This is a genomic window from Streptomyces sp. NPDC051822, assembly GCF_044452745.1.
GTDB lineage: Bacteria > Actinomycetota > Actinomycetes > Streptomycetales > Streptomycetaceae > Streptomyces.
This window is the reverse complement of record NZ_JBITBZ010000011.1, coordinates 158,512-175,229: the sequence shown is the minus strand read 5'-3', so window position 1 is coordinate 175,229 and position 16,718 is coordinate 158,512. Positions and strand designations below refer to the sequence as shown.

Sequence of the window (16,718 nt, the reverse complement as noted above, 5' to 3'; positions counted from 1 at the left end):
GCCGGGCATCCTGTTTAGCGGAGCGCACACGGCGGCCGCTCTCAGGCCACCCAGTCCGGCAGCGCCGGGTCCGTGAAGCGGCCCGGGGCGCCGTCGAGAGCCGCCGCGAGGCGCTCCGCCGCCGGTTCGTAGACGTCCTCGGGCAGGGTGTACGGGAGGCGCAGCCGGTGTTCGTGCGTGCCCGGGTCCACGCCGAACCGTGCGCCGCCCTCCACCCGTACCCCGTGCCGCAGGGCGCGGGCCGCGAGGGCGGAGGCGCCCGGACGGCCCAGGTCGATCCACAGGCACATGCCGCCGGGCGGCATCGCCCAGCGCCACTCCGGCAGGTGCCGGGCCAAAGCCGAGGCCAGCGCCTCCCGGCGCAGCCGCAGTTCCTCGATCCGCCGTGGCAGGACCACGTCGAGGCGGTCCATCAGGGCGACGGCCACCAGCTGGTCCAGCACGGAACCGGACAGGTCGGCGGTGATCCGGACCCGGGCGAGCTCGGTCACGACCCGGGAGGCGGCCCGCACCCAGCCGACCCGCAGCCCGCCCCAGCAGCTCTTGCTCAGCGAGCCGACGGAGACGATCTGCTCGCTGTCGCCGCCGGCGGCCGCCGCGGCGAACGGCAGGGGCGCGGGCACGTCCAGGGCGATGTCCGTCAGCGTCTCGTCCACCACGAGCCAGGTGCCGGTGGCCCGCGCCGCCCGTGCGATGTCACGACGCTGCTCCTGCGGCATGAGACGGCCGGTGGGGTTGTGGAAGTCCGGGATCAGATAGGCCAGGCGCGGCGCGGTCTGCCGGAGTGCCGCGTCGACGAGCCCGGTGTCCCAGCCGGCCTCGGTGACGGGGACGGGGGTGACGCGCAGCATGCGCCCCCGCATCGCGTCGAGGGCGTTGGTGTACGAGGGGTTCTCGGCGAGCACCCGGTCACCGGGCCTGCCGAGCAGGGTGAGCACCAGCGACACCGCCTGCTGCGCGCCCGTGGTGACGAGGATCTGCTCCGGGAGGGTCGGCACGCCGCGGGCGGTGTAGCGCGCGGCGACGGCGGCGCGCAGCGCGGGCAGCCCGTACGGGTGGTAGCCCTGCGAGCCCGCGTAGCGGGGGAGTTCCGCGGCGGCCGACGCGAGCGCGGCGGCGAGTTCCTCCGCCGGTGCCTGCGGCGCGGCGAGGGCGAGGTCGATGGTCGCCCCGCCGTCGTCGTGGAAGGCGCCGAGGGCGGTCGGCGCCTGGCCGTCAGGGAGCGCCGTCCAGGTTCCCGAGCCGCGCCGGCTGTGCGCGTAACCGCTCTCCCGCAGCAGGTCGTACGCCCCGGTGACCGTCGTCCGGCTGACGGCGAGCACCGTGGCGAGCTCCCGTTCGGCCGGCAGCCGCATCCGCAGCGCCACCCGGCCGTCGAGCAGCGCCTCCCGTACGGCCCTGGCCAGCTCGCGGTAGCCGAACCGGCCTTCGGGGGGCGGGGTGAGGAGCGTCGCCAGCTGGCGGCCCGTCAGGGTCCGGTCCGCTGTGTGGACCACACGTGCCACTGCCATGCCAATCACTCCTTATTGGCTCTGCTGCCCAGGCCAATAAGATTACAGACTCCTCTTCAGTGGCCTGGTGGCCGCCTTCCAGGGGAGGAGACGAATGATGTCCGGACACTTCACCGACCGTGACGAGCGGAGGTGGCAGCGGCGGGCGGAGGAGCCGGTGGCCCGCCCCCTGCCGATCGGCGCCTGGCTGCGAGGCCTGCGCAGGGCGACGGCGAGCGATCCGTCCCGCGATTCGTCCCACGTGCAAGCCCGCACCCCCGCACCCGGCCGAAGGGGATCGTCCGGGTCGGGGGTGCGCGCGGGCGGGGTCAGGACCTGGCCTGGTCGACCTTGAAGATGCGGGCCATGTCGTCGAGGATCATGTGCGCGCCCTGGAGGGAGACGGCGGTCATCCAGACCTGGTCCTTGACCTCGTGGACGTTGCCCTTCTCGACGGCCTTCAGCGTCGCCTCGCTCGACCGGCCACCGTCATCACCTGCCCGGTGGCCGGTACGCCCCTAGTCATTCCCGAAGGGGGCCGCAGGCCTCGCGTCCCTCGTCCTCAGGCCACGGACCGACGGTCGGGCACGGCGGACCGGGCCCACGCGGCCCCTCCGGGACCGGGGGCCGGGACCGAGGAGGAACCGGAGGCCGAGGCCGTCCCGGAGTCCGCCGACGGTGACAGCGAGGAGGCGCTCGCGGGCGAGCTGGCCGACGTCGTGCCGTCCGTCACAGGCGCGGACTCCGGAGCCGACGACTCGGTCGCCGGCGAGGAGTCGGGCGGGGGCGTGTCGGTCGACGGGGACGTGTCCGGAGGGGACGTGGGCGGCGAGGACGTCGGGGGCGACGACGTCGACGCCGAGGGGGAGAGGGTCGAGGGGCAGGGCGACGGCGTGATCCCGTTGACCGGCGGCGGGGGCTCCGCGCCCGTCACCGTCACGCACGGCACCGGCGACGAGGGGGAGACGGACGGGGACGTCGAGGTGGAAGGCGACGTCGAGGGCGACCGGGTCGGCGGCGGGGGAGGCGGCGGGGTCGGCTTGTCGTGCCGCCCGGTGTCGCCGTGCTTCCGCGCGAACCAGCTGTCGTCCCGGGGGTCGTACACCACGAAGACGTTCACGACCGTCACCGAGGGCGCCACCACGACCACCTGGGAGGTGTTGTAGCCCTGCCACGGCGTTCCCGTGGTCCGCGGCTCCTTCTGCGGCACCGGATCGGTCAGCGGATTGCCGCAGGCGCAGCGCACCCGGGGCACTCCCCGGCCGTCGACCATGACCGCCGTACCGGCCTGGAGCACCGCCTGGTAGGTGGTCGCGGAGCCGTCCCGGAAGCCGTGGTTCGTCACCCGGGTGTCGGCCCGGAGCTGAAGCGGCGTCAGGGAGCGGAGGTAGCGCGGCACGTCACCGGCGGAGATGCCCATGACCGAGGCGAACGCCGCGTTCTTCGAGGGCTCCGCGGAGAGGTAGCGCACCTGCTGCTCCACATCGCAGCTGGCAGCCGACTGCGTCCCGCCGTAGAGACCGGGCGTCGACCCCGAGACCTCGGTGGCGGCCGACGCGGTACGGGGTGGCAGTGAGGCCGGTGAGGCGGACGCGGCGCTGGTGCGGGCCGTCGACCGGGTGAACGGGTCGGGTCCCGACGCGGCGGCGTTCTGCAGGAAGACCTCGCCGCCACCGGAGCCGGCGGAGCCGCCCCCGCCGGGGCTGTTCGTGAGGACGACGGCCAGGGCGGCGGCCGCCACCGCGACGGCGGTGACCGAGGCGACCTTCGGGACGGAACGCCACCAGGGGCGCTTGCCGGCGCCGCCGTTCCCGGGAGCGCCGGAACCGCCGCCCGCAGGGCCGCCGCCTCCGGAACCACCGCCTCCGCCGGACGAGCCGCCACCGCCCGAGCCGCCCCCCGAACCACCGGTGGGCGGTCCGGGCGGCGGTGGGGGACCGGCGGTACCGGGGCGTGTGCTCGGGCCCGAGAGGGGGCCGGAGGGGGGACCTGCGGGAGGAACCGACGGGGGGCCGGACGGCGGGTGGGAAGTCACTTTTTTCCCTTTCTTCCGTTCCGGGCCCATTGTGTGCGCCGAACGGTGCCCTCACGCAAGCGGAGGCCACCGTCCGCGCACGGACGGCTGTCAGCGGTCCTGCGGCCGACCGCCCCCCGTACTAGCGTGGGCAGGGTGAGCAGTCGGCTCCCCACCTCGACGCGGCCCGCCGCGACCCCCACCGGGCTCCTCGCCCGCATCGGCCTCCAGGCCCTGGCGGCCGTGGTCGCCGGGTACCTCGCGATGGGCCTCACGGCCGGCCTCGGCCTCTGGGCCGCGGGCGCGGCCGACCTCCCCGGCGGTTTCGCCGCCGTCCTCGCGGCGGTCGTCGTCATGGCCGCGGGCGGCAAGGTCGAACTCTCCGGCGACGCCGGAGCCCTCGCCGGAACCCAGGCCGAACTGACCGCCATGCCCCTCACCGTCACCCTGGTGGGCGCACTGGTCACCGGCTTCTGCTTCCTGTTCCCCCTGCGCCACCACGCCGTGACCGGCACCCGCGAACTCCTGCTGCGCGCCGCGAGCACCGTCGTGCTCTGGCTGGCGGGCCTCGCGGGCCTCTCCGCGCTCGCCCGGCACGACTTCCCGATCACCCTGGGCGGCGGGGAGCGGGAGGGATCGTCCCTCGAAGACCTCTTCGGCGAGCTGCTCGACGCCGTGAACCCCACCGTCGGATTCCGCACCGATCTCGGACCCACCCTGTTCTACGGCCTCCTGTGGATCCTCGGCGTCCTTCTCGTCGCCCTGCTGGTCTCCCGCAGGACCCCGCTGCCGCCCCGGCTGGTCCGCTACCAGGAACCCGTCCGCCCCGCGGCCCACGCGATGCTCCTCCTGGTGCTCGCGTACGTGGCCGTGGGCCTGGTCATCGGCCTGGTCGTGGCGGCGACCAAGGGGCACGCCGCCGAGACGCTCGCCGTCATGCTGCTCGGCCTGCCCAACGTCGCCTGGCTCGCCCTCGGCGTGGGCATCGGCGGCTCCTGGGAGGGCCGCGTCGAGGGGCCGTTCGGGCTGCCCATGCCGCAGGTCCTCGACGCCGTCCTGCGTCAGGGCGGCGGCACGGGCGACACCCCCGACCTCTCGACGATCGACCTGGGTTCCCTCGCCGCGCAGGACGGAAGGGCCTGGTGGCTGCTGCCCGTCGCCGCCGTCCTGGTTCTCGCCGCCGCCTTCGTCGCGGCGGTCCGGTCCCCGGCCAGGATCCGGCTCTGGCAGCACGCCCTGCACCTGGGGGTGGCGTTCGCGCTGACCATGCTGGTCGTCGCCCCCGTCACCCTGGTCGAGGCCCGCTTCGGCCTCTCGATCCTCGGCATCGGCGACCTCGACTCGCTCGGCGGCGAGGTCGTCCTGCGCCCGCACATCTGGAAGACGGCCGGCTTCGCCCTCCTCTGGGGCGTGTTCTTCGGCTTCCTCGGCGGGCTCCTCGCCTCCCGGGTGCACCGGAGGGGCGAGGTCGACGCACCACCGTCACCGACACCGCCGCCTCCGCCCGGCGCGTAGCCGTCCGGCCCGAGCGGGGAACCCGTCACAGCGCGCGGAAGACCGGCCGCGCCCACGCGGGCGGGTCCGGCGGCGGGCCGAGCGGCTCGGGCGCCTTCGCCACCACGGGCCCGGTAGCGGCGTCGCCCGTGGCCAGGGCGGTACGCAGTGCGGCGACGAACTCCAGGCAGGTGTCGTACCGCTCGTCGGGCGTCTTCGCCAGCGCCTTCGCGAACACCGTGTCCGCCGCCTCCGGCAGTCCAGGACGCACCTCGGACAGCGGGGGCGGCGGATCGTACTGCTGCGCCCACAGCACCGCCCAGTCGGTGTCACGGCGGAACGGCGGCGCCCCCACCAGGGTCTCGAACACCACGCACGCCAGGCTGTACACGTCGCAGCGGCCGTCCACCGGCTTCCCGGAGATCTGCTCAGGCGCCACGTAGTCGAGGGTGCCGACGAACTCGCCCACCGTGGTGAAGCCCGTGAGCGACAGCGACTTCTTCGTCAGCCCGAAGTCCGTGAGGTACACGTGCTCCGGATGGTCGCGGTCGGTGCCCTCGGCGACCAGGATGTTGCCGGGCTTCACGTCCCGGTGCACCAGGTCGTGCGCGTGTGCGGCGTCCAGGGCCGAGGCGATCTGTACGGCGATCCGCCCGGCCTTCACGGGCGGAAGCGGCCCCTCGCGGTCGAGCAGGGCCACCAGGTCCTGCCCCGCCACGTACCGCATGGCGATGTACAGCACGCCCTCCGTCTCGCCCGCCTCGAAGACCGGCACGATGTGGGGGTGGTCGATCGAGGCGGCGACCCGCGACTCGTGCGCGAAGCGCTTGCGGAAGGTGTCGTTGCGGGCCAGTTCGGGGGCGAGGAGCTTGAGCGCCACCGTCCGGTCGAGCCGCAGGTCCCGCGCCCGGTACACGACCGCCATGCCGCCGCGGCCGATCTCGCCCTCCACCCGGTAGCCCGCGATCTCCTTGCCGAGGAGTCCCGAGGGACGGCCCGCGGGGAGGTCGGCGTCGGCGCCGTCGTGCGGCCCGCCGGCCATCAGTCCTCACCGGCCTCGTCGGGGGGCCGCTCCACGATCTGCGTCGGCGGCGGCCCGGTGGCGGGCGGGTCGCCGATCAGCACCACCTGGGTCGGCTCGTGCACGGGGGCGGGCGGGCCGACGGGTTCCTCGGACGGCGCGGCGACGACGGTGGGCGAGGGAGTGGCAGTGGGGGAGGGGGACGGGGACGGTGCGGGGCCCCCGCCCGGGGCCCCGGCGAGCGAGGGCGCGGCGGAGGCGGCGTACGTACTCAGGCCCACGCCGTCGCAGTACACCCAGCGCTCGTGCTCCGCGTCGTACAGCCACACAGACTCGCCGTCGACGACCATGCCCACCCGCAGGCCACGGGTCCGCAGCCGGAACGCCTCGCTGTCGAGGCGGCCCGCCCCCAGCTCCTCGGCGGCGCGCCGGTAGCGGCCGAGGGCGTCCTCGGCGCGGGCGATCAGCGGGCGGGGATCGGCGGTCCTGGTGAGCGGCCCGCCCGCCGCCGGAGGGTCGTCGGGGACGGAGACGAGGAGCCGGGCGTCGACCCACGCCCCCCAGCCGTTGGAGCACAGGATCCGCCCCCAGTCGCCGGCCCGCTCCTCGAGCCGCACCGGAAGGAACGCGTCGAGCGGCACCGTCGGCAGCGCCGGGTCCGGCGCCTCCCAGGCGGCGAGACCGGCACGCGGTACGACGTGGGTGGGCCGGAAGTCCGGCACGTACTGGGGTACGGGGACGGTCACGGGCCTACCTCCGCATGACGACCGGCTCGTGGCGGCGCAGCAGCCGGGCCACGAGCAGACCGAGGACGAGACAGAGCAGCACCATCATGCCCATGTCGAACAGCCAGGCCTCCGCCGTGTGCCGCATCAGCGGATCAGTCGTCTTGTCGCTCGGCGCGACCTTGCCGATGTCGATCGTCGCGCCCATCGCCGCGAACGCCCAGCGCGACGGAACCAGCCAGGCCAGCTGTTCCAGGACCGGGGTGCCGCGCACGGTCAGGAGCGCCCCGCAGAACACCACCTGCACGATGGCGAGGAGGACGAGCAGCGGCATCGTCACCTCCTCCTTGCGGACGAGCGCGGAGACGAGGAGACCGAGCATCATCGCCGTGAAGGAGAGCAGCGCCACGGCGAGCGTGATCTCCACGAGTGGTGGAAGCAGCACGCCCTTGCCGTCGGGCACGTTCAGCGGCACGCCGATCAGGGCCACCAGGGTCAGGACGACCGCCTGCACCACGGTGATGACGCCGAGGACGACGACCTTGGAGGCGAGGTACGCGGAGCGGGACAGACCCACGGCTCTCTCGCGCCGGTAGATCGTGCGCTCCTTGACCAGCTCGCGCACGGCGTTCGCCGCGCCCGTGAGGACTCCGCCCACACAGAGGATGAGCAGGACGTTCAGGGTCGACTCGGGGTTGAGGCTGCCCTCGGACAGGGCTCGTGCCATCGCCCCCATCACGAACGGCAACGCGATCATGATGGCGAGGAAGGTGCGGTCGGCGGAGAGCGCCGCCGCGTACCGCCGGACGAGGGTGCGCAGCTGGGAACCCCAGCTCTGCGCCTTCGGGGGCGGGGCGGGTTCCGGCGGCGGGGCGGCCCCGGGGACGGGTACGTTCGGGCGGGCCGTGGCGTCCGTGATGTACCGGCGGTGGAAGCGGGAGGTTCCGAACTGGCCGGCCCAGTCGCGGTCCCGGTCGTTCTCGAAGGCCTCGAAGGCCTCGGGCCACTGCGCGAACCCGAAGAAGCCGAGGGCGTCCGCGGGCGGCCCGTAGTAGGCGACCCGGCCGCCCGGCGCGAGCACGAGCAGCCGGTCGCACACGTCGAGGCTGAGCACGCTGTGCGTGACCACGACGACGGTCCGCCCGTCGTCCGCGAGCCCGCGCAGCATGTGCATCACCGAACGGTCCATGCCCGGGTCGAGACCGGAGGTCGGCTCGTCGAGGAAGAGGAGCGACGGCTTGGTGAGGAGTTCGAGGGCGACGCTCACCCGCTTGCGCTGGCCGCCGGAGAGGCTGTGGATCGGCTGTTCCACGCGCTCCACGAGCCCCAGCTCGCGGATCACCTCGTCCACCCGGGCCCGCCGCTCGGCCGGCACGGTGTCCTCGGGGAAGCGCAGCTCGGCGGCGTAGCCGAGGGCGCGGCGCACGGTGAGCTGGAGGTGCAGGATGTCGTCCTGCGGGACGAGTCCGATGCGCTGGCGCAGCTCGGCGTAGTCCCGGTACAGGTCGCGGCCGTCGTAGAGCACGGTGCCCCGGTCGGCGGGTCGCTGGCCGGTGAGCGCGTTGAGGAGCGTCGACTTCCCTGCGCCGGAGGGCCCGACGACCGCGAGCAGGCACTTCTCGCCCACCGGGAAGGACACCTCGTCGAGGAGCGTGCGGTGTCCGTGGTCGACGGTGACGGCGAGCTGCTGGACGTCGAGGGAGACCTCGCCGGTGTCGGTGAACTCGACGAGCTGCCCGCCGATCAGGCAGAACGCGCAGCGGCCGATGCCGACGATGTCGTCGGGCGTCACGCGGGCGTCGACGACGGGGACGCCGTTGAGGAAGGTGCCGTTGTGACTGCCGAGGTCATGGATCCAGTACGTGCCGTCGGGCTGGGCCCGCAGCTCGGCGTGGCGCCGCGAGACGACGAGATCGGAGACGACGACGTCGTTCTCGGGAGCGCGGCCGATCTTGATGCTGTGCGCGGGCAGCGGCCGCACGGAGGTCGGCTGCCGGAAAGTGCCGGTGGCGGCGGGGTGCGAGACGGAGGGCGGCCGGAGAGGCGGGGACCCGGCCGGGGACGACGGTGCCGGCTCCGGCACGTGCAGGGGCTCGGGTACGTCCGGCGGTTCCGGTACGTGGTGCTGGGCCTCCGCCACGTCCAGGGGCTCGGGCACGTCCGGCGGTTTCGTTACCTGCAGGGGCTCGGGTACGTCCGGCGGTTTCGGTACGACAACGGGCTCGGGTCCGTCCGAGGGGGCTGGTTCCGCGCGCTCCGCGCGATCCGCCCGCTCCGCCGGTTCTGCTCGATCCATCCGATCTGCTTGGTCCATCCGGTCGGCTCGGTCCGTCCGATCGGCTCGCTCCGTCCGGCTCACGGACGAGAACACCGCGCGCGGCCCGTCCTCCGGATGCCCGAACCGAACGACCGTCCCCGGGCCCACCTCCCGCCGGCCCGCCACCCGCACGCCGTCCGCGAAGGTGCCGTTCGTGCTGCCCTCGTCCCCCAGCGTCCAGTGGCCCCCGGCGGCGCTGAGCACCGCGTGGTGCCAGGACGCACGCGCGTCCGCGAGCACGAAGTCCCCGGTCGGGTCCCGCCCGACGCGGTAGACGCGGCTCGGGTCCATGAGTGTCACGTCCCCGTCGATCTCGAGGACCAGTTCAGGCGCCGCGGGCGCGACGGGTCGCTCTCCCATGCGTGAATTTTATCCGCCGGTGCTCATCCCTGCCCGGGATGGAGCCGCCGGTAGGGTGGGCGTCCGCCGCAGGACGCGGCACCGGACGAGAGGCGAGGAGGAGGCAGCCGTGCCCAAAGGTGTCACCAGGCGGCGGCCCCGTACCCGTGCGGCGCTCCTGAAGGCCGCCCTGGAGGCCTTCGCCGAGCACGGCTTCCACGCGACGACGATCGAGCAGATCTGCGAGCGCGCCAGTTACACCCGGGGCGCGTACTACTCGAACTTCGCCAGCAAGGAGGAGCTCTTCCTCGCGCTCTTCGACGAGCACAGCGACCGGACCGTGCGGCGGCTCGCCGAGGCGATCGACGCGCTGACGCCGGAGGAGTACACCCTGACCCGGCTCGCGGAGCTCGCCGCCCACGTCGACCCGGACGAGCGCGACTGGTACCTGGTCACCACCGAGTTCACCCTGCACGCCATCCGGGACCCGCAGGCCGCCTGGGTCCTGGCGCGCCACGACGAGCGGCTGCGGGCCGAGATCGCCCGCGGCCTCGCCCTCGTCCTGCGGCGGGCGGGGCGCGAACTGACCGTGGACGCGGACCGGTTCGCACGGCTCCTCATCGCCCTGCGCGAGGGCGGTCTCGCGCAGAGCTACGTCGAACCGGAGGCCCTGCCGCCCGGCAGCCTGGAGCGGCAGTTCCTCGTCCCGCTCCTGGAGGCGTCGACGCGGGAGATCCCCACCCCCTAGTCGGCCGGGTAGCGGCTAACTGCCGTAGTGGTAGCGGCAGGACGGGTCGCCGCAGGAGGCGGGTACCTCCCACCGGCCGCTGATGCGGTGCAGGAGGCCCTGATCCGCGGGCCGGGCGGGGAGGTTGCACACGATCTCGGTGGGGGAGTAGATCGGGCGCGCGTCGTCCTCGATGTGCTCGGGGTCGGTGTAGTGGAATTCCTCCCGGCGTTCCCAGGGCGGCGTGATGTGCGGCCGGTGGTCGAGGGGGTTGTCGTCGGCGAAGGAGGGGTGGAACCGCCACTGGGTGCCGAAGGCCCGGTTGTGGACCTCGCCGAGGTACCAGGCCGCGACCGCGACCAGGGGCGTGTCCATCACCTTGCGGGCCTGATCGGGGCTGTCGAACGCGTCCCGGACGAGCGCTTCGAGCCGGGGCAGGGAATCCACGGTGAAGTCCCACGGCCCACGGTCGGCGTGTTCCTCCGCCCAGGCGGGGAATCCGGTGCGCTGCTGTTCCAGCCACTGCTCCAGCACCCGGTTGTGGGCGCTGACGTGGTCTCGGGTCTTCTCTTCGCGCAGGTACTCGGCGTACTCGTCCTCGTCCATGTCGCGCGGGTCGGTCCACTCCATGCCCCGAGACTAGGCCAACCATGTGTGTGCGATGTAAAGATCCCGCGAGGCACGTGAGTTGTCGGTGCACCGTTAGTAACTCTGGCCTGAGCAGGCCGAGTTGTGGTCCTAGGGTGGGTGCTCCCGCAGCGGCGCCGAACTGACCACGGGGGCCCGTGGCGCCGCGCGAGGCAATCTGGCTGACCTGGGGCCCCCAGGGGGATCTCGTGACCCTACACATACGTTCTCGACGCCGCTGGTGGGCGCGGGCGGCGATCGCGCTGGCCTGCGCAGGCGCCGTCTCGCTGACCGGTCTGCCCGGCTGGGACCAGGCCGAGGCGAAGGCGAAACCTCCGCTGAAGCAGGGAAAGCGCTGCGACGAGGAGTACAAGGACTTCTACGACTTCTCCGACGTCGTGGAAGGCGGCCTGCCGTCCGACGGGTACATCCGGCCGGACGCGGACCTCGACGAGTACGACTACGTCAACGGGCAGAAGCAGTGGGACGGTCTGCGCGCGCCGACCCCTGACGAGCTCAAGGAGATCAGCGACAACCCGGACGACTACAAGAAGGGTGACGAGCGGCGGGTCTGGGCCTACTACAAGAAGGCGCAGAAGACCACCCAGTGGAAGGGGGTGCCGTTCGAGACGTACCGGGACGACTTCTACATCCCCAAGGGCGGCAACGACCCCCGCGGCAAGGCGTACATGGCCAAGCTCGTCCACGACTTCGGCCTGGTCGGCCCGGACTGGATCTGCGAGAAGGAGTTCGAGGTCATCGACCCGGACACCAAGGAACGCTACGTACGACGGGCGGACGCCTACAACCAGCGCACCGGTGAGATCGTCGAGGGCAAGTCGAACGACAAGCCCGACCCCACGCAGCGCCCCAAGGACAAGGCGCTCCTGAAGGATCCGAACCACAAGGACAAGAAGATCTCCTACGCCTACGGGCGGGAGACGAAGGGCGGCGCGAAGAACCACGACGCCGACCTTCGGAGGATCGCCCCGGACCGGGTCAAGAAGATCAGCTACAGGGCCTCCGCGGTGGAGAAGGCCCCGAGCGGCACGTCGAACAGCCCGACGCGACGTGTCGACCCGTACATGAACGCCAAGCCCGGCACCGGCACCGGTTCCAGGGGCGGCGGCAACGACATGATCCAGAAGTCGCCGGAGAACCCCAGGCAGCTCGCCGACCGGCTACAGCGCATGGGCCGGATCCCCGGCGTCTCCCAGATGCCCACCCCGGGCGGCATCGACTTCTCCACCCTGGAACTCCAGTACGTCGGCACGCCCGTCAAGGGCAAGGGCCTGGACTACTCCTTCGGCGCCAAGGAGGACCCCGACAACGACACGGTCGGCTGGGGCGGCAAGGCGAAGGCGCAGATGGCCTCGGACGCGTTCTTCACGTGGCTCGCGCTGACGCCGGACAAGTTCTGGGTGAACCTGAACCCGGACACCCCCGGCACGATCATGGACGACAAGTTCGCCTCCACGGACGCCGGCCGGGTGCTCCTTGAGGCCGACCTCCGGCTCAAGCACGACTTCTACAAGGCCATGGACCCCAAGACGGACCTCGGCAAGAACACCTGGGACAGCTTGTCCAAGGTCAACGGCTGGCCGTGCCTGACGTCGATGCGGAACTGGATCGAGCCGAAGCCGGCGCAGGTCCGCGAGCAGGACGGCGGGATCTACATCCTCGACGCGCCGCTCAAGCTCCAGTCCGAGTACGCCGAAGTCAACACCCCCGGCCCCGGCGGCGGCAGGCCCTGCCAGGACTCGCTGACCAAGGCGGAGATCGAGCACAACGAGCGGGTGTTCCGCAGCACGATCGTGCCCGAGGTCGAGAAGTGGATCAACGAGTACCCGCAGTACGCCGACCTGCGCCGCGTCTACAAGTCCCGGGTGGCGGCCGAGTTCGTCCGCCAGCAGGACGCCCGGCGGCCGACCGACTACCGCGCGCTCATCAACAGCAACGACGTGACGCGGTGGCCGATCCGCGCCCCGCACCAGGACTGGAAGAAGACCGACGTCTTCGACAAGTACGTCAAGGTCTTCAAGGAAGGCGAGTTCAAGTACGAACTCACCAAGGGTGAAGAGGTCTGGGTGATCAGCATCGGCGGCGTGGACCTGTCCAAGCAGCCCAAGCGCAACGTCACCCAGGCCGAGTTCCGCCTCCAGAACCGGCACCTGCCCCGACAGACCAAGACCTCGGTCAAGGCCCTGACCGAGGACACGGAGCGGGAGCGGCTGCTCCTCCTCGGCGGGAACTCCAACGGCCAGAAGGACGACGGCGGCAACACCCCGTCGCCGGACCCGACCGACCCGCCCAACCCGACCGATCCGCCGAACCCGACCGATCCGCCGTCGACGCCGGCCCCGGACCCCACCACCCCGGGCCCCGGTGACGGTACGACGGCCCCGCCGGCGAACAAGCCGGACCCGGACGGCGACCTCGCCGACACCGGCTCCGACACCCCCATCGCCCTGATCACCGGCATCGCCGTGGCGATCGTCGCCCTCGGCGGTGGCCTGATGTGGTGGATGCGCCGGCGCAGGACCGTCGGCGAGTAGCCTGAACAGGCGGACTACACGCCTGAGAGAAGGGCCCCGACCCGCACGCCTCGGCAGGGTCGGGGCCCTTCCGCGCTATCGTCCGCGCTCCTGTCCCTTTGCGGTACCGGGGTCAGTCGAAGAGGTCCGGGTCGGACGCGGTGATCTGATCCCACAACGGTCGCGCCTGGAACCAGCCGGCGAGGTGGCCGCCGACCTGGCCGCGGGTGAGCAGGGCCGTCTCGCGGTCGATGAGCTGCGGGGTGCCCGCCGCCATCGCGAGGAGCTGTGCCTGGCAGGACCGCTCCATGGTGACGAACCACCATACGGCCTCGGCGACCGAGTGGCCGACCGTGAGGAGGCCGTGGTTCTTGAGGATGACCGCCTTGTGGTCGCCGAGGGCCTTGGCGACGCGCTCGCCCTCCTCGGTCTCGTTCACCACGCCCCGGTAGTCGTCGTAGATCCCGTGGTCCTCGAAGAACGCGCACGCGTCCTGGGTGATCGGGTCGAGGGGGATGCCGAGGCTGGAGAACGCCTTGCCGTGCAGCGAGTGCGAGTGCGCGGCGGCGACCGCGTCCGGCCGGGCCGCGTGGACCCGGGAGTGGATGACGAACGCGGCCCGGTTCACGGGCCGGCGCCCTTCGATCACGGTCCCCTCGTGGTCCACCAGGATCAGGTCGGAGGCCTTGATCTGGCCGAAGCTCATCCCGAACGGGTTGACCCAGAAGGCGTTCGGATCACCGGGGTCGCGGACGGTGATGTGTCCCGCGACGCCCTCGGAGAAGCCGAGCCTCCCGAAGATCCGGAATCCGGCGGCGAGCTGCTCCTTGCGGTACCGGCGCTCCTCCTCGACGGAGCCGAAGGTGGGCGGCAGCGGCAGGACGACCCCCTCGGGCAGGGGCCCGACGGCGGCGGCGAGCGCGGGCGGCACGGTGTTCATGGCTGCTCCTCGGTGAGCGGGCGGGTGCCCTGGCGCGCCAAAAGATACAGAGACGCATCCGATACGACAACGGATCGGCGTCCATGGGTGCCACGACCGGCCGGCTGCGCTCCCGGGGATCGGGGTTGCGGCCCGGGGCGCGCGGTGGCTACGGTCGGCACGGCGTCCGCAGAAAGCGCTTTCCGCTCGCGCGATCCCCGATCCCCGACCCCCGATCCCCGATCTCCGATCTCCGATCTCCGATCCCCGTATCCCTCACCTGGAGTCCATCGCGTGCCCACCACCGACGTCCTCATCTACACCCGCACCACGGGCTACCGCCACGACTCGATCCCCGACGGCGCCGCCGCGCTCACGGAGCTGGCCGCGGAGCTGGGGTGGGCCGCCGAGGTCACCGAGGACCCGGGCGTCTTCACCCCCGAGCGGCTTGCCCGGTGCGCCGCCGTCGTGCTGATCTCCACGACCGGCACCGTCCTGACACCCGAGGGACGCGACGCCTTCGAGGCGTACCTGAGGGGAGGCGGCGCCCTCCTCGCCGTCCACGCGGCGGCCAACGCCGAGCCGGACTGGCCCTTCTACGGAGAGCTGCTCGGCACCCGCTTCGACGGCCACCCCGAGATCCAGCCGGGCCTGGTCCTCGTCGACGACCACGACCACCCGGCGACAGCCCCCCTCCCGGCCCGCTGGGCCTGGACCGACGAGTGGTACAACTTCACGTCCGACCCGCGGGCGAGCGGCGTACGGATCCTCGCCCGCGCCGACGAGACCACCTATCGCGGCGGCACCCACGGAGCCGACCACCCGCTCGTCTGGTGCCGCGAGGTGGACCGGGGCCGCTTCTTCTTCACCGCCCTCGGGCACGCCCCGGAGACGTACCGCGACCCGGTCTTCCGCGCGCACCTCTCCGGCGCCCTGACCTGGCTGACCGCCTGACCCACGCGTCTCCCCTCCCGGAACCGGTCACCCCACCGCCCCGCCCCTGTTGCGTTCCGCCGTGCTTCGCGCGGATGGTTGCAGACGGGGGCCGATGTCAGGAGGAGACAGGTCATGGGCATCGCCACCGTGAACCCCGCGACCGGCGAGACGCTGCGCACCTACGAGGCCCACGGGCCCGAGGAGGTCGAGCGGCGGATCGCCGCCGCGCACGAGGCGTTCCGCCAGTACCGTACGACCTCCTTCGCCGAGCGCGCCCGCCTCATGCGTGCCGCCGCCACGCTGCTCGACGAGGACACCGAGGACATCGCCCGCACCATGACCGTCGAGATGGGCAAGCCGATCGCGGCCGCCCGCGCGGAGGCCGGCAAGTGCGCCAAGGCCATGCGCTGGTACGCCGCGAACGCCGAGGAACTCCTCGCCGACGAGCACCCGGCCGAGAGCGACGTCCAGGACTCCGGCGCGGACGTGGCCCGCGTCCACTACCGGCCCCTCGGGCCGATCCTCGCCGTCATGCCCTGGAACTTCCCGCTCTGGCAGGTGATCCGCTTCGCCGCGCCCGCGCTCATGGCGGGCAACACGGGCCTCCTCAAGCACGCCTCCAACGTGCCGCGGACCGCGCTCTACCTCGGTGACCTCTTCCGCCGCGCCGGCTACCCCGAGGGCTGCTTCCAGGCGCTCCTCATCGGCTCCGGCGACGTCGAGGGCGTGCTGCGCGACCCCCGGGTGGTAGCCGCCACCCTCACCGGCAGCGAACCGGCGGGCCGGGCCGTCGCCGCCGTCGCGGGCGACGAGGTGAAGAAGACCGTCCTGGAGCTCGGCGGCAGCGACCCGTACATCGTCATGCCCTCCGCCGACGTCGTCGGCGCCGTGAAGACCGCCGTCACCGCGCGCGTACAGAACAACGGCCAGTCCTGCATCGCCGCGAAGCGGTTCATCGTCCACCGGGACGTGTACGACGACTTCTCCGAGCGCTTCACGGCCGCCATGAACGCCCTGACCGTCGGTGACCCCCTCGACGAGTCCACCGACGTCGGCCCCCTCGCCACCGAACGGGGCAGGGCGGACCTGGAGGAGCTCGTCGACGACGCGGTACGGCGGGGCGCCACGGTCCTGTGCGGCGGCCACCGTCCCGAGTCGCCGGAGCTGCGGAACGGCTGGTACTACCGGCCCACCGTCCTCACCGGCATCACGCCGCAGATGCGGATCCACCACGAGGAGGCCTTCGGGCCGGTCGCCACGGTCTATCCGGTCACCGACATCGAGGAGGCGGTGGCCGTCGCCAACGACTCCCCGTTCGGGCTCAGCTCCAACGTCTGGACCCGCTCCCCGGAGGAACTCGACTTCTTCGTACGGGACCTGGAGGCCGGCGGTGTCTTCGTCAACGGCATGACCGCCTCCCACCCGGCGCTGCCCTTCGGCGGTGTCAAGCGCTCGGGATACGGCCGCGAGCTCTCCGGCCACGGCATCCGCGAGTTCTGCAACGCGACGACGGTCTGGCAGCGCGCCTGACCCGGTCTCCTCGGGACCGTGCGTGCTTGACCCGGTCCCTCGGGA

At 72.7% G+C, this 16,718-nt stretch carries 11 protein-coding genes and 1 pseudogene; 5 read left to right on the top strand and 7 right to left on the bottom strand.

Going from position 1 to position 16,718, the window contains the following annotated elements; all coding sequences use genetic code 11:
• Positions 1–41: 41 nt before the first annotated feature.
• Entirely contained in the window at positions 42–1,511 is a 1,470-nt protein-coding gene (locus tag ACIA8N_RS29025; RefSeq protein WP_365781271.1) for a PLP-dependent aminotransferase family protein, read from the bottom strand.
• A gap of 679 nt (positions 1,512–2,190) precedes the next feature.
• Positions 2,191–3,555: pseudogene (locus ACIA8N_RS29020) on the bottom strand (DUF6777 domain-containing protein); the annotation flags it as partial.
• A gap of 105 nt (positions 3,556–3,660) precedes the next feature.
• Here ACIA8N_RS29020 and ACIA8N_RS29015 point away from each other — a divergent pair.
• A complete protein-coding gene (locus ACIA8N_RS29015) occupies positions 3,661–5,019 on the top strand; it encodes a streptophobe family protein (protein ID WP_399416818.1) in 1,359 nt (452 codons plus the stop codon).
• 25 nt (positions 5,020–5,044) lie between these two features.
• Here the strand turns inward: ACIA8N_RS29015 and ACIA8N_RS29010 are convergent, their stop codons facing one another.
• Genes ACIA8N_RS29010 through ACIA8N_RS29000 form a run of 3 tightly spaced genes read right to left on the bottom strand, consistent with a single transcriptional unit; the run spans position 5,045 to position 9,421 of the window.
• Positions 5,045–6,040: a serine/threonine-protein kinase gene (locus tag ACIA8N_RS29010; RefSeq protein ID WP_365781274.1), complete on the bottom strand. Its 996-nt coding sequence runs from the start codon at positions 6,038–6,040 to the stop codon at positions 5,045–5,047.
• Complete coding sequence (locus tag ACIA8N_RS29005) at positions 6,040–6,765, bottom strand: hypothetical protein (protein WP_365781275.1); 726 nt, start codon at positions 6,763–6,765, stop codon at positions 6,040–6,042. The genes ACIA8N_RS29010 and ACIA8N_RS29005 overlap by 1 nt, the downstream gene beginning before the upstream one ends.
• A 4-nt stretch (positions 6,766–6,769) precedes the next feature.
• Entirely contained in the window at positions 6,770–9,421 is a 2,652-nt protein-coding gene (locus ACIA8N_RS29000) for an FHA domain-containing protein (protein ID WP_365781276.1), read from the bottom strand.
• A gap of 109 nt (positions 9,422–9,530) precedes the next feature.
• Between ACIA8N_RS29000 and ACIA8N_RS28995 the strand changes: the two genes are divergently transcribed.
• Complete coding sequence (locus ACIA8N_RS28995; RefSeq protein WP_365781277.1) at positions 9,531–10,148, top strand: TetR/AcrR family transcriptional regulator; 618 nt, start codon at positions 9,531–9,533, stop codon at positions 10,146–10,148.
• A 15-nt stretch (positions 10,149–10,163) separates the two neighbouring features.
• Here ACIA8N_RS28995 and ACIA8N_RS28990 read toward each other — a convergent pair whose 3' ends face one another.
• A complete protein-coding gene (locus ACIA8N_RS28990) occupies positions 10,164–10,757 on the bottom strand; it encodes a hypothetical protein (protein ID WP_365781278.1) in 594 nt (197 codons plus the stop codon).
• Between the two features lie 206 nt (positions 10,758–10,963).
• On the opposite strand from ACIA8N_RS28990, the gene ACIA8N_RS28985 reads away from it, so the two are divergent.
• A complete protein-coding gene (locus ACIA8N_RS28985) occupies positions 10,964–13,309 on the top strand; it encodes an LAETG motif-containing sortase-dependent surface protein (RefSeq protein WP_365781279.1) in 2,346 nt (781 codons plus the stop codon).
• Positions 13,310–13,421: 112 nt separating this feature from the next.
• Here the strand turns inward: ACIA8N_RS28985 and ACIA8N_RS28980 are convergent, their stop codons facing one another.
• Positions 13,422–14,228 (bottom strand): class II aldolase/adducin family protein, encoded by an 807-nt coding sequence (locus ACIA8N_RS28980; RefSeq protein WP_365781280.1) that lies wholly within the window; start codon positions 14,226–14,228, stop codon positions 13,422–13,424.
• 273 nt (positions 14,229–14,501) lie between these two features.
• Between ACIA8N_RS28980 and ACIA8N_RS28975 the strand changes: the two genes are divergently transcribed.
• Together ACIA8N_RS28975 and ACIA8N_RS28970 are read left to right on the top strand one after the other, a co-directional pair.
• Positions 14,502–15,161 (top strand): ThuA domain-containing protein, encoded by a 660-nt coding sequence (locus ACIA8N_RS28975; protein ID WP_365781281.1) that lies wholly within the window; start codon positions 14,502–14,504, stop codon positions 15,159–15,161.
• 114 nt (positions 15,162–15,275) lie between these two features.
• A complete protein-coding gene (locus tag ACIA8N_RS28970) occupies positions 15,276–16,673 on the top strand; it encodes an NADP-dependent succinic semialdehyde dehydrogenase (protein WP_365781282.1) in 1,398 nt (465 codons plus the stop codon).
• Positions 16,674–16,718: the final 45 nt, after the last annotated feature.

Excerpts from the sequence above, each read along its gene's own strand:
- ACIA8N_RS29025 (WP_365781271.1), bottom strand. The coding sequence starts at position 1,511 with ATGGCAGTGGCACGTGTGGTCCACACAGCGGACCGGACCCTGACGGGC.
- ACIA8N_RS29010 (WP_365781274.1), bottom strand. The coding sequence starts at position 6,040 with ATGGCCGGCGGGCCGCACGACGGCGCCGACGCCGACCTCCCCGCGGGC.
- ACIA8N_RS29000 (WP_365781276.1), bottom strand. The coding sequence starts at position 9,421 with ATGGGAGAGCGACCCGTCGCGCCCGCGGCGCCTGAACTGGTCCTCGAG.
- ACIA8N_RS28990 (WP_365781278.1), bottom strand. The coding sequence starts at position 10,757 with ATGGAGTGGACCGACCCGCGCGACATGGACGAGGACGAGTACGCCGAG.
- ACIA8N_RS28980 (WP_365781280.1), bottom strand. The coding sequence starts at position 14,228 with ATGAACACCGTGCCGCCCGCGCTCGCCGCCGCCGTCGGGCCCCTGCCC.
- ACIA8N_RS28970 (WP_365781282.1), top strand. The coding sequence starts at position 15,276 with ATGGGCATCGCCACCGTGAACCCCGCGACCGGCGAGACGCTGCGCACC.